The organism is Burkholderia sp. WSM2230 (genome assembly GCF_000472445.1).
GTDB lineage: Bacteria > Pseudomonadota > Gammaproteobacteria > Burkholderiales > Burkholderiaceae > Paraburkholderia.
On record NZ_AXAJ01000003.1, the window covers coordinates 185,121 to 197,934 of the forward strand.

Below are 12,814 nucleotides of genomic sequence, written 5' to 3' on the forward strand. Positions count from 1 at the left end.
CTAACTGATTTTGTGTCTGATCTGACCTCGTCCATTCGGCCAGGTTCTGCGCCGCGAGCGGCTTTGTTATGCTGTCGCTTCAATGTCTGCCGCGGCTCGCGCATTTGTCGCGAACGCGGCAAAGCCACACCGCCTTGCCGGAACCCATGCTTCAGATCTTCTACTCGAACCGCTATGAAACGCTTGTCGGCGCGCTGCTCGACGACCTCGCGCAAGCGCCGTCCGACCCATGGACCGCGCAGCCCGTGATCGTCCCGAGCGCCGCCGTGCGGCGGCGGCTCGAGCTGGACATTGCCGCGCGCCTGGGCGTCTGCGCGAACGTCAGCTTCGGCTATCTCGCGCAATGGCTGTGGGCGCAAATCGGCGGCGTGATCGAGGTGCCGCGGCATTCGCCGTTCGCGCCGGATCGGCTCGTGTGGCGTTGTTATCGCCTGCTAGGCAGCGAAGACCCGGCATTGCCGTGGAATGCGTCGCCGCGTCTTCGTACCTATCTGGATGCGGCCGATCCGTCGATGCGCTATGAACTCGCGCGACGCGTGGCAACCGTGCTCGACCACTATCTGACCTATCGCCCGGAATGGCTGCTGCAATGGCAAAAGGGCGGTTCCATTTTCGCGAGCGGCGCTGCGGACGACACAGGCCCGCGCCTCGTCGGCGCAAGCGAGGCCGCGCGCGAGGACGAACGTTGGCAGGCGGCGCTGTGGCGCGCCGTGCTCGCCGAACTCGCTGGCGACGCACGAACGCCCGAGACCGCGCTGCCGCCTGCCTACCGTTTTCTCGACGAAGTCGCCAGGCTCGACCTCGACGCAATTGCAAAAGCGAATTGGCCGGAAGCCGTGAGCGTGTTCGCGCTGCCCACCATGCCGCCGTTGCACGTTGCCTTGCTGCGTGCATTGTCGCGTTGGGTCGACGTGCGACTGTATGTGATGAACCCGTGCCGCGAATTCTGGTTCGACGTGGTGAGCGAAGGCCGCAAGGAGGCGCTCGACGCGGCCGGTCAGCTCGACTATCAGGAAGTGGGTCATCCGCTGCTTGCGGAATGGGGCCGTCAAACCCAGGCGCAGTTGCATATGCTGCATGAGCTAACCGAAAGCGCGGCCTCGCGCGAAACGGGTGAGTTCACGGAGAATCCGGAGCCGAGCTGGCTCGGCGCCGTGCAGAACAGCATTCTGGATCTGCGTTCGGAAACCGGGAGAGATGAATCGCCGTATGAGCACGGCATTGAAGTTCATGTGTGTCATAGCCTCTCACGGCAGCTTGAAGTGCTGCACGATCGGCTGCTTGGCTGGTTCGACGAATTGGACGATCTGCAGCCGTCCGACGTGCTGGTTGCCGTGTCCGATCTCGCCGCCGCGGGCCCGCTGATCGACGCGGTATTCGGCACGACGCCAGCCGGCGACACGCGCCGCATTCCGTATCGGATTACCGGCTTGCCGCCTTCGCAGGCCAATCCGGTCGCACGTCTCCTGCTCGACTGGCTCGCGTTGCCCGAGCGCAGCGTCGGCGCGCCGGATCTGATCGAATGGCTGCGCGTTGACGCGGTTGCGGTGCGTTACGGTATCGACGCCGGTTCGCTCGAAGCGGCGCAGGAATGGCTCGCGGCGGCCGGCGCGCGGCGCGGGCTGTCGCCTGAAGAGCCGAGCGGCGAGCACGTGCCGGTGGCGCGTCACACGTTCGCCGATGCGCTGACCCGCTTATACCTGGGCTATGCGATGCCCGAAGGCGGCGAGCCGGTGGACGCGTGGCTGCCGGTGGAGGGCGCTGACGGCTCGGGCGCCGAACTGCTCGGCCGCCTGTCGCGTTTCGTTGATGATATCGACAGCTTTGCCACGCGTTGCGCGAACGAACAGACCCCGGCGGAGTGGGTTCAGTTGCTGCTTGAAACGCTCGCGCAGTGTTTCGACGGCGGCGTGGAGTTCGCCGAGTCGCTCGCCGCCGTGCGCGACGCGATCGACAAGATGGGCGATGCGATGCACGCCGGCGCGCACGAGGTGACGATGCCCGCCGCGGTCGTGCGCGGCGCGCTCGCAGAAGCGCTCGACGATCCGGCGCGCGGCGGCGTGCCTTGGGGCAGCGTTACCTTTTCGTCGCTGACGAGTCTGCGCGGCTTGCCGTACCGCATTGTCTGTCTGCTCGGCATGGACGACGGCGTGTTGCCGAGCCTTGCACGTGCCGACGAATTCGATCTGATGGCCGCCTTCGGCAAGGCCGGCGACAGGCAGCGCCGCGACGACGAGCGCAATCTCTTTCTCGATCTGCTGCTTGCCGCGCGCAGCCGTCTCTTTATCGCTTATACGGGCCGCAGCATTCGCGACAATGCGCCGTTGCCGCCGGCCGCGCTCGTCGACGAGCTGCTCGACTATCTGGCGCAGGTGTCGGCGGGCGAGGGCGCGAGTCCCGCGCAAGTCGAGCACGCGCGCCGTGCGTTCATTGTCGATCACCCGCTGCAGGCGTTCGCGTCCGAGTACTTCGGCGCGCAGCCCGAGCTTTTCACGTACGACGCCGATCGCGCCGAGCTCGCCACCTTGCTGGCCGCGCCGCAGCAGAAAAGCGCCGCGCCGTTCTTCGACCAGCCATTGCCACCTGAGGATGCCGCGCCCGTCGCGTTCGACGATTTCGTGCGCTTCTGGCGTCATCCGGCGCGCGCGCTGCTGCGTGATCGCTTGGGCATTGTGTTGTCCGACGCGCAAGCCGAGTTGCTCGACACCGAGCCATTCGAACTCGACTATGCGGGCCGCGATGCCTTGGCCGAGCGTCTCCTGCCGGTGCTGCTCGATGCGCATAGCGAAGACGGCGATCTCACGTTCGACCGGGTGCGGCGCGTGGCCGAGGCGAGTCCCGAATTGCCCGGCGGCGCGACCGGCGCCGTGTGGCGCGCGCGCGAACTGGGCGCGTTGCGGCAACTCGCTGATAGCGTGCGCCGCGAGGTGGCTTCGGGTGTCGAGCGGCTGCCGTTCGTGCTCGACGTCGCGGCGCGCTGGCCGGATCGCGCCGACCTTGCGGGCGAGCTGTTCGGCGCTCACGACAAGGCGCTTCGCGAAGCTGCAGAAGCGCCGCTGCAACTCCACGGCACGTTGAATCTGTTGACCGAAACCGGACAAGTGATCTTTCGCTACGCCAAACCTGCCGCGCGCGATTACCTCTCTGCCTGGCTCGCGCATCTGGCCTATTGCGCGGCGCTGCCGGACGGCCCGCGCCGCACTGTCTGGCACGGCAGCGGCGAGAGCTTCGAGCTCGCGCCGGTCGCAGCGCCGCTCGACGAACTGGCGCCGCTCGTCGCGCTCTTTAAGGCAGGCCGCAGACTGCCGCTGCGCTTTTTCCCGAGGAGCGCGTGGGCGAAAGTGAGCGAGAGCGACTCGGCGGCACAGGGCGTGTGGATCAACGACCGCGTGCGCGGCGAATCCGACGACCCGGCGCTGCGCATTGCGCTGCGAGGCACGCCGCTCACACTCGACGAACCGTTCGGCAGCCTCGCGTCGATCGTGTTCAAGCCGTTGATGCAGCATTTGCGGAGCGCGTCATGAGCGCGTTGCATCGTCATGCGTCGGTGGCCGAAGAGCTCGACGTCTTCGCGTGTTCGCTCAACGGCGTCAATCAGATCGAGGCGTCGGCGGGAACCGGCAAGACCTGGAACATCTGCGCGCTCTACGTGCGCCTGCTGCTCGAAAAGAACCTGAACGCCGATCAGATTCTCGTCGTGACTTTTACCAAGGCCGCGACTGCCGAGCTGCACGAGCGCATTCGCGGCCGGCTTGCCGAACTGCATCGCGCAATCGAAACGGACGACGACGGCGGCGATCCGTTCATCCGCCGGCTCTTCGAGACGACGCTTGCGCCCGAGCGCGACATCGACCGTGAGGCCGCGCTGAAGGTCGTGCGCCGGGCGCTGCGCACCTTCGACCAGGCGGCGATTCACACGATCCACGCGTTCTGCCAGCGCGCGCTTCAGGAGGCGCCGTTCGCGGCCGCGATGCCATTCGCGTTCGAAATGGAAGCCGACGACGCCGCGTTGCGCTTCGAAATGGCCGCCGATTTCTGGCGCGAGCAGGTCGAGCCCGTCGCGCATGCGCATCCTGCATTCGCCGCGTGGCTGGTGGCGAAGCGCGCGGGCCCCGCGTCGCTCGACGAACAACTCGCGCGGCGCCTGAAGAAGCCATTGGCCCAACTGCGCTGGGGAAACACCGGCGCCGAGGCAAGCGTCGATCCGCAAGGCACTTTCGATGCGGCCTGCGAGCTGTGGCATGCGGAGCGCGATGCGATCGTGGGCCTGCTCGCCGAGGCGCAGGACCGCTTGAGCAAGACGACGCACAAGCCGGACCACGTGAGCGCCGCGATTGCAGCGTGGGCCGAGTACTTCGCACAAGGCGACTGCCATGCGCCGCCGCCGCGGGCCGCACTCAAGCTGACGGCCTCCGCGCTAAAGAAGGCCACGCGCGTCAAGTTCGATCCGCCTGAGCACGCATTTTTCGAGCACGCCGAAGCGCTGGCCGCGGCCGTCGTCGCGGCGGAAGCGGCGCAACGCGCGCGCTGGCTCGCGCTGATGCAGATCTGGCTCGACTACGCGCCCGCTGAACTGGTGGCGCGCAAGCGCACGCGCCGCGTCGTTTCATTCGACGATCTGCTCGCGAACCTTTATCGGGCTCTTGCCGCGCATCCGTGGTTGGCCGAGGCATTGCGCACGCGTTATCCCGCGGCCTTGATCGACGAGTTCCAGGACACGGACCCTCTGCAGTTCGCGATCTTCAGCCGCATTTTCGCGCCAGCGGGGCCGCTCTTTCTGGTGGGCGATCCGAAGCAGGCCATCTACAGTTTTCGCGCGGCCGATCTGCACACCTATCTGGCGGCGCGCGAGTCGGCCTCGGCGCGCTATACGCTCGCCGTCAATCAGCGCTCGACGGCGCCAATCGTCGAGGCTTGCAACCGCGTCTTCCAGGCGAATCCGCAGGCCTTCGTGCTGGATGGGCTCGACTATCAGCCGGTGCGTGCCGGCGAGCGGCGCAGGCCGCCTTTCTCCGATCCCGATGCAGGCGAGGGCGATTTCCGCATCTGGCTGTTGCCGCCCGGCGAGAATGCACTGACCAAGCGCGAGGCTCAACGCGAAGCGAGCGAAGCGTGCGCGGCCGAGATCGTGCGGCTCTTGCGCGGCGCGCGGGAAGGCACGGTAGCGATCGGCGACGCGCCGCTCGCGCCCGGCAATATCGCGGTGCTCGTGCAAACGCACAAGCAGGGCAGTCTCATCAAAAGGGTGTTGGCGGCGTGGGGTGTCGGCAGTGTGGAGCTGGCGCAGGCCTCCGTGTTTGCAACGCCCGACGCCGAGCAGATCGAGCGCGTGCTCGCCGCCGTCGATACGCCCGGCGACCTGCGCCGTTTGCGCGCCGCGCTCGCGACTGACTGGCTCGGGCTCGACGCTGCCGCGCTCTGGCGTCTGGAACAGGTTGCCGACGCGCCCGCTGTCGCCAACGACCCCGCGCACGCGGCCGACGCAATGGGCTGGGTCGAGCGGTTCTCGCGCTACCGCACGCTCTGGCACGAACGCGGCTTTGCCGTCATGTGGCGCACGCTGATGCGCGAGCTGCGCGTCGCGCAACGGCTCGTCGCCGCGCCGGACGGCGAGCGGCGTCTCACCAATGTCAATCATCTCGCCGAGCTGGTGCAGGCGCGCGCGGCCACGCAGCCGGGCATCGCGCCGACCTTGCGCTGGCTTGCCGCGCAGCGTGCCCAGGGCGGCGGTGAAGAAGCGCAGTTGCGGCTCGAGTCCGACCGCAACCTCGTGCAGATCGTCACCGTGCACAAGTCGAAGGGTCTCGAATACGCTGTCGTGTTCTGTCCGTTCCTCAACGATGGCGGGTTGCGCGAGCCGCCATCGTCGGGTTTGCCGGACGCGCGCGAGTATCACGATCCGGGCGGCGACGCAGTCCTGCACTACGGCTGCGACGACGAAGAGGCGGAGCGCGCGGCGCGTCATGCCGCGCGCGAGCAGGCGGCCGAGCGGGCGCGGCTTGTGTACGTGGCGCTGACGCGCGCGGTGTACCGCTGTTATCTGGTAGCGGGCACCTATCTGTCGTCGCGCTCGACGAAGGAGTCGCGGCGCAGCGTGTTGAACTGGCTGGTGGCCGGCAGTGGGCATGACTTCGACGGCTGGCTCGCCGATCCGCCGGACGAAGCCGGGTTGTCCGCGCGCTGGCGGGCGCTCGCGGGTGGACCGATCGCATTGCAGCCGCTGCCCAAGGTGGAGCGCCGCACGCCGCTCGAAAGCATGCTGGAAAGCGGCGCGCAGAAACGCGCCCGGACCAGTCGTCGGCCACTGCGCGATCAGTGGCGTATGGCGAGCTTTAGTGGACTGATCGCCGCAGGCAGCAAGGCCGAGGAAGGTCAGGCGGCGCTCGAGGAAGTGCGCCCGGATCACGACGAACTGGCTGATGCTGTCGCCGCAACGCCACCGCTGGTGTTGGCGCCTGTGGCGCAGACTTCGTCGCTCGCCGCAGACGACATTCTCGGTTTCCCGCGCGGAGCCGCTGCGGGCGAATGCCTGCATCGAATGTTCGAACTGGCGGACTTCAGCAATCCAGGGAGCTGGCCGGACGCGATCCACGGTGCGTTGCGCGAGCGCCCCGCGCCGGCGTCGCCCGAGCTTGCCCCGCGTTTGCCGGCGATGATGCACAAGCTGCTGGCCGATGTGGTCGACACAGAGCTCGTGCCCGGCATGACGCTCAGGCAACTCGATCCACGGCGGCGTCTGAACGAGCTGGAGTTTCTGTTCGCCGCTCCATCGCTCGATTTCGCCGCGCTGCGCGAGTTGCTGGCCGAGCACGGCTATCCGGACGTCGCGCTGGAGCCGGGGGTGCTGCGCGGTTTCGTCAAAGGATTCATCGACATGATCGTCGAGCACGACGGACGTTTCTGGATCGTCGACTGGAAGTCGAACCATCTGGGCGATACGGCGCAAGATTACGCCGCCGCGCCGCTCGAAGCGGCGATGGCGAGCCACGCATATCACCTGCAGGCGCTGCTTTATACCGTGGCACTGCATCGCTACCTGAAGACCCGCGTGCGCGATTACTCGTACGAGACGCATATTGGCGGATATCTGTATCTTTTCGTGCGCGGCGTGCGTCCGCAATGGCGCGACGCCTTGGGTCCGGCCGGCGTGCATGCGAGACGGCCCGCATTCGAGCTCGTGGCATTGCTCGACGCGGCCATGATCGGAGGCGGCGTATGAGCCCGGTCGATCAAGGCGCAGGAGTATCGTTGCAACTGGAGGACATCGGCGTCAATCTGCCCGCGCCGGCTGACTTCAGCATTGCGCTCGCGGAAGGTTTCGCGCGCCGCATCGGCGCGTTGGCGCGACGCGGCGGGGCCTCAGGCGAGGCAGTGAAGTGGGCGGCGCGCGCGGCTTTCGCGGCGAGCCGCGCGACGGCGGAAGGGCACGTGTGTGTGCCGCTTGGGGCGCTTGCGCAACGTTTCGAGGCGTCTGCCGCCGAAGTGCGCGCGGCTTTGTTCGCGAGCGGTATGGCGAGCGATGGCACGCGCGGCACGGCGGTTTTGCGGCCGCTCGTGATCGACGGGCAGGGGCGCTTGTATCTCGCCCGTTACTACGATTACGAGCGGCGTCTTGCGAGGGCGCTGGTCGGCCATGCGGGGGCGAGTGCGGTTCAGGGCTTATCGGATGTGGCGGCCATGCGGCGGAGCGGCAACGCCAACGCCAACGCCAACGCCAACGCCAACGCCAACGCCAACGCCAACGCCAACGCCAACGCCAACGCCAACGCCGACGCCGACGCCGACGCCGACGCCGACGCCGAGGCCGACGCCGACGCCGACGCCGACGCCGACGCCGACGCCGACAGCAGCGCGAGCGCCAGTCTCAAAGAGAGCGCCACCGCCAGCACCACACGAACCCTCCACCAGCGCCTGCTACGCTACTTCGGTCCTCCCGCGGACGACGAAGTCGACTGGCAGCGCGTGGCCGCCGTGATGGCGCTGTCCGGACGGCTCACCATTGTCAGCGGCGGTCCAGGCACAGGCAAGACGACCACGGTGGTCGGCGTGCTGGCGTGCCTGCTCGATGCGCGTGCCGATCTGCGAATCGCGCTCGCTGCGCCCACTGGCAAGGCGGCGCAGCGCATGCAGGAAGCGTTGCTCGCGCGCGCCGGCGCTCTGCCGCCCGAGCTCGCCGCGCGTCTGCCGCAGACTTCCTACACGTTGCATCGTCTGCTCGGCTCGGGGCCCGGCGGGCGTTTCCGGCATCATCGCGACAATCCGTTGCCCTACGACGTCATCGTGATCGACGAAGCGTCGATGATCGACGTCGCGATGGCTGCTCATCTGCTCGACGCAATCGCGCCGCACACGCGGCTCGTGATGCTCGGCGACAAGGACCAGCTCGCGGCAGTGGAAGCCGGTGCCGTGTTCGCCGAGTTGAGCGCGCGTCCGGCGTTCAGCGCGCAGGGTGTGAAGCGGATTGCCGGGGCTTTGGGGATCGACGAAGCGCGCCTGACGCAGTCGCTGCCGCAAGCCGCGGATAACCTCGGCGCACAGCCGGAGCACTTCGCGCAAGGCGACGACGCAGCCCATCACGCACCGTATGTTTCCAATGGCCCGCCTGACGACCTGTTCGCCGAACCCGATCCGGCGGGAGGCTCAGAGGAACCGCATAACGCAGGCCTTTTCGGCGCCGATGACGCAGCCGACCTCTTCGGCGCGGATGCCACAACCGACAGGGCCAGCGCGAGCGCTCCGCCCGTGCCGTTAGTCCATCGGCGGACCGGTGAGAGGACCGACCAGCGTACCGACCAGCCGAGCCCCCAGCCGCAAAGCCCACTCGCCGATTGCGTCGTCTGGCTCGAGCGCAACTATCGCTTCGGGCTGGAATCGCCGATCGGCCGCTTGTCGCTGGCGATCCGTAACGGCGCGGCGAGCGCCGCACTCGATGTGCTGCTCGCCGACGCGACACAGCATGCCGCCTCGCTTCAAGAAGACACGCACGCAACGCTGCACGAGCGCACCGTCGAGCGCCTGGCCGCCGGTTTCGCGCCGTATGCGAATGCGCTGGCCGCCGCGCTGGCTGAAGCCACGCCGGACCCATCGCCACTGTTCGACGCGCTCAATCGTTTTCGGGTTCTGTGTGCGACCCGCTCCGGCGCGCGCGGCGTCGATCAATTGAACGCGTTGATGGCGACGCAAGTGCGGCGCGCGGCAGGTGTCACGCTCGCGGTCGGGGCGCAGTGGTTCCCCGGGCGGCCCATCATGGTCACGCGCAATGATTATGCGTTGGGGCTGTTCAATGGCGATATCGGCATTGCGTTGCCTGGCGCGGACGGCGCGCTGCGGGTGCATTTCCGCACCGGCGACGGCGGTTTGCGGGCGGTGTCACCGGCCGCTCTGCCGCCGCACGACACCGCGTTTGCGCTGACGGTTCACAAGTCGCAAGGCTCGGAATTCGAGCACGCTGTGTTGATGCTGCCGCCCGCATTCAGCAGGGTGCTGTCGCGTGAACTGGTTTACACGGCGATCACGCGCGCTCGCGAGCGCGTCGAGATTATCGGGGCGCGCGCCGTGCTGGCTCAGGCAATCGCGACGCCGACCCGTCGCGACTCAGGTCTCGCCGCGAGAATCGCGGAGGCGGCGGGCGGCCACTAGCGGTGCGATGTGCTATTGGTATCGAAGGGCAGGCGGCACCGCGCGATTCGGGTCTGGCTGTGAGAATCGCGGAGGCAGCGCGCTGTCACTAGCGGTGTGTGCGTTTATCGAAGGCGAAGCGCCGCAATGCGTCAGATGCAGAGTCGGCTTCGGCGGCCCGAAGTTCCAGGTCGATCCAGTCGCGAGCGCGCCGCGTCAGTTGGCGCCATGCGCCGTCTCCAGCGGCGCCTCTGCGCGGCTACGCACGGTCTGTCGATAGCGCAGCGTCCAGAGCGCCATCGCTCCATAAATGCCGTAGCCGATAAAAGGCGATACCGCGAGAAACCGCTCGATCGGCCAATCGAGTGCCAGCCAGGCGCGCAGCGCCGTCTCGCCGGTCAGCCCGACGCCCCAGACAAGGGTCATCAGCCGCATACTGCTGGCCACCGCGGGCCGCTCGCGCCATAGCGTTTCAAAGCGTTGCGCGCCGCCTTCCATTTCGCGGGCGACGGTCGCGCGCGCAAGGTAGAAGATCAGCGGCCGGCGCAGTCCGAGCGACAGCAGGAAGGCGACGCCAACCGCTCCCGACACGAGCGACTCCCGCAGCAGCAGCATGCGCGGACTGCCGCCCAGTGCCATCGCGCCAATCGAGAGGACGATGCCCGCGACCACCATCATGCTGAGCGCGTCGACGCGGCGAAACCGGGCGAGTTCGACGAGGCTCCACGCGAGCGGCGGCGCGGCAGAGGCAAGCAGCGCGCCCGTCTCGCCGAGATGCGGCAGCGTCAGCCGATAGGCGAGCCAGGGCAACACAAAATTGACGGCTATTTCGACCACCAGACCGGGACGAAGCTTCATGAAAATATCCGCCGGAACAGAAAGAACCGAGTATCGACGATTGCGCGGCGCCGCATCAACTCGCATGCCGCTTTTCACGCGCGCCACGACACGCCGCGCCATCGCACCGCCATATACACTGGCAGCACCATGACATCCCGCTATTCCATTCCGCTGAACGAAGTCGAACTGACCGCGGTGCGCGCGCAAGGCGCTGGAGGTCAGAACGTCAACAAGGTATCGAGCGCTATTCAGTTGCGCTTCGACGTGCGCGCTTCGTCGTTGCCGGACGTGCTGAAAATGCGTCTGCTGGCGTTATCCGACCGCCGCATTACGCGCGAAGGCGTGGTGGTCATCAAGGCTCAGGAGCATCGCACTCAGGACTTGAACCGCGCGGCGGCGCTCGCGCGGCTCGACGAACTGGTGGAAAGCGTCAGCGTGACGCGCAAGCCACGCGTTGCGACGCGGCCGACGCGCGCATCGAATATGCGGCGTCTCGAAGGCAAGTCACGCCGCAGTGAGATCAAGTCGGGCCGCGCTCGGGTCGACGATTAGCATGGCCGTCCACCGGCGCGCGCTGCGTGGCCAGGTCCGGCTGGCTGGGTCGGCCCGGCGGGCACGAAGTCTACGCACAGCACGTGCGTGTTGCCGTCGCGCTCGAACGCGAGCGCCGCGGTGTAGCAGTCGTCGCCATCCGCGAGCGAGTAATGCGGGCCCATCATGGCGACGCGGCCGCGTGCGGCTAGCGCGTGCTTCAGATAAGCGCGCCGTGACCAGTTGCTGCGCGCGGCGCTCGTGATCGGCGCGAGCCGCTGCGCAAGCGCCGGCACCGAGGCGGCCGTGACAGATGCCTGGGTCTGTTGACCATGCTCGTCGGTAATGAAAACGCGGCGTGCTTCCGTCAGATGCCAGACTTTTTGCGCCGCCTGCTCCAGATCGCCTGTCACCTGATATGCGTGCGCGGCGGCCGCGACCGCTTCGGCGAAGCCTTCGAATCCGAGCTGCTTGTGGCGCGCGTGCGCAAGCTCGTAGTCGGCGAACTTGCCCCACATCGACTCGATCTGGGCGGGCACGCTCGCAATCGCCGCCTCGATCGAACCGTTCGGCTGGCCGAGCCAGAACCCCTGAACGAAATCGACGTCGGCCTGCATCAGGATCATCAGTTCTTCATCCGTTTCGACGCCTTCGGCGAGCACCAGCGTGCCCGACTGATGCAGCATGGCGATCAGGTGGCCGATCATCGAATCGTCGCCTTCGCGCTTGCCGGCGCGCGCGACGAGCGACCGGTCGAGCTTGACGATATCCGGACGGAAGCGCCACACGCGGTCGAAATTCGAGAAGCCGGTGCCAAAGTCGTCGATCGCAATCAGGAAGTCCCGCGGCTGCGACGCGGCCAGCATGCTCGCGACGGCGGACTCGTCGTCGGCGGGCTGCTCCAGCACCTCGATCACGATGCGCTCCTGCGGCAAGCCGAAATGCGCGGAAAGCTCGTCGATGAAAGTCCGTTGCGGCCAGCCGGTTTCGAACACCTGTGGTCGCGTGTTCAGAAAGAGCCAGCCGCTGGCAATGCCTTGCTCCATGAAGTTCGCGACGTGCAGGCAACGTGCGATGCGGTCGAGCTCGCGGGCGTCCGCAGCCGAGCGTGTGCCGGAGAACAGCACTTCGGGCGAGACCGGCAAACCGACCGGATCGAACGCGCGCAGCAGTGCCTCGTAACCCACCACGCACTGATGCGTGACCGAAAGCACCGGCTGAAACACGCTGTGCAGCGTGAGCGCACGCCACGTCGCGCTCCAGCCGGACTCGTCCCGGACGAGGTGCGGCAGCAGGCCGCTCAGACTCAGTTCGCTGACGGATGGCATAAAGGCAGGCATGAGAGCGGACATGGCGGCATCGCGGCAATCGGGTGACGGGGCGCGCACGCGACTTCGGCGCACGGCGGATGCGCAACGGAATACTCAACCGGACCGCCCGCACGGCGAACCGGATCGAACCCTGGAACGCGGAGAGCGGTGCCAGCCATGCGGGACTCCGGCGGAGTGGTCAAAGTGAGTCTAGCAGCTTGCGATTTGCATGAATGTGCGGGTTGTCACAGAGGCGCGGAGCCGCGGTGCCACGCATGAAACTGCGTTGCGGCGGGCAGATGACGCAGCGTGCCGTCTCGCGTTGGACTCGCCGGCGCTTGCTGCGATGCCCGCTTGAATCGATCCGCGCCGATCGCGACAGGTCGCCATCGGGGTATCTGTAAGCTTGCATGAGCCGAGCGTATCAGGGCGGCTCGTGAATGCCCGCCAAACTCCAGGCGGCGACGGTGCTCAGACGTTAGCCGCGTCTGCCTGAGGGGCGCGGCACCGGGCGC

At 67.4% G+C, this 12,814-nt stretch carries 6 protein-coding genes; 4 read left to right on the forward strand and 2 right to left on the reverse strand.

The annotated features are described in order from the left end of the window. Positions 1 to 146: 146 nt before the first annotated feature. Genes recC through A3AC_RS0109240 form a run of 3 tightly spaced genes read left to right on the forward strand, consistent with a single transcriptional unit; the run spans position 147 to position 9,639 of the window. Complete coding sequence (recC, locus tag A3AC_RS0109230) at positions 147 to 3,524, forward strand: exodeoxyribonuclease V subunit gamma (RefSeq protein WP_025598505.1); 3,378 nt, start codon at positions 147 to 149, stop codon at positions 3,522 to 3,524. Next, positions 3,521 to 7,219: an exodeoxyribonuclease V subunit beta gene (recB, locus tag A3AC_RS0109235; protein WP_025598506.1), complete on the forward strand. Its 3,699-nt coding sequence runs from the start codon at positions 3,521 to 3,523 to the stop codon at positions 7,217 to 7,219. The genes recC and recB overlap by 4 nt, the downstream gene beginning before the upstream one ends. Further along, positions 7,216 to 9,639 carry an AAA family ATPase gene (locus tag A3AC_RS0109240; RefSeq protein ID WP_025598507.1) on the forward strand — a complete coding sequence of 808 codons (2,424 nt, stop codon included), beginning with the start codon at positions 7,216 to 7,218 and terminating at the stop codon, positions 9,637 to 9,639. The genes recB and A3AC_RS0109240 overlap by 4 nt, the downstream gene beginning before the upstream one ends. A 195-nt stretch (positions 9,640 to 9,834) precedes the next feature. Here A3AC_RS0109240 and A3AC_RS0109245 read toward each other — a convergent pair whose 3' ends face one another. Next, on the reverse strand, positions 9,835 to 10,476 hold the full coding sequence (locus A3AC_RS0109245) for a VC0807 family protein (RefSeq protein ID WP_025598508.1): 642 nt from the start codon (positions 10,474 to 10,476) through the stop codon (positions 9,835 to 9,837). A 129-nt stretch (positions 10,477 to 10,605) separates the two neighbouring features. On the opposite strand from A3AC_RS0109245, the gene arfB reads away from it, so the two are divergent. Further along, positions 10,606 to 11,010: an alternative ribosome rescue aminoacyl-tRNA hydrolase ArfB gene (arfB, locus tag A3AC_RS0109250; RefSeq protein WP_025598509.1), complete on the forward strand. Its 405-nt coding sequence runs from the start codon at positions 10,606 to 10,608 to the stop codon at positions 11,008 to 11,010. On the opposite strand, the gene A3AC_RS0109255 is transcribed toward arfB, so the two are convergent. Then, positions 11,007 to 12,341 carry an EAL domain-containing protein gene (locus A3AC_RS0109255; protein ID WP_232231918.1) on the reverse strand — a complete coding sequence of 445 codons (1,335 nt, stop codon included), beginning with the start codon at positions 12,339 to 12,341 and terminating at the stop codon, positions 11,007 to 11,009. The two genes, arfB and A3AC_RS0109255, sit on opposite strands and share 4 nt — an antisense overlap. Positions 12,342 to 12,814 lie beyond the last annotated feature (473 nt).

Bases quoted from the DNA above. Each gene is read 5' to 3' on its own strand.
- A3AC_RS0109245 (WP_025598508.1), bottom strand. From the start codon at position 10,476: ATGAAGCTTCGTCCCGGTCTGGTGGTCGAAATAGCCGTCAATTTTGTG.
- A3AC_RS0109255 (WP_232231918.1), bottom strand. From the start codon at position 12,341: ATGTCCGCTCTCATGCCTGCCTTTATGCCATCCGTCAGCGAACTGAGT.
- arfB (WP_025598509.1), top strand. From the start codon at position 10,606: ATGACATCCCGCTATTCCATTCCGCTGAACGAAGTCGAACTGACCGCG.
- A3AC_RS0109240 (WP_025598507.1), top strand. From the start codon at position 7,216: ATGAGCCCGGTCGATCAAGGCGCAGGAGTATCGTTGCAACTGGAGGAC.
- recB (WP_025598506.1), top strand. From the start codon at position 3,521: ATGAGCGCGTTGCATCGTCATGCGTCGGTGGCCGAAGAGCTCGACGTC.
- recC (WP_025598505.1), top strand. From the start codon at position 147: ATGCTTCAGATCTTCTACTCGAACCGCTATGAAACGCTTGTCGGCGCG.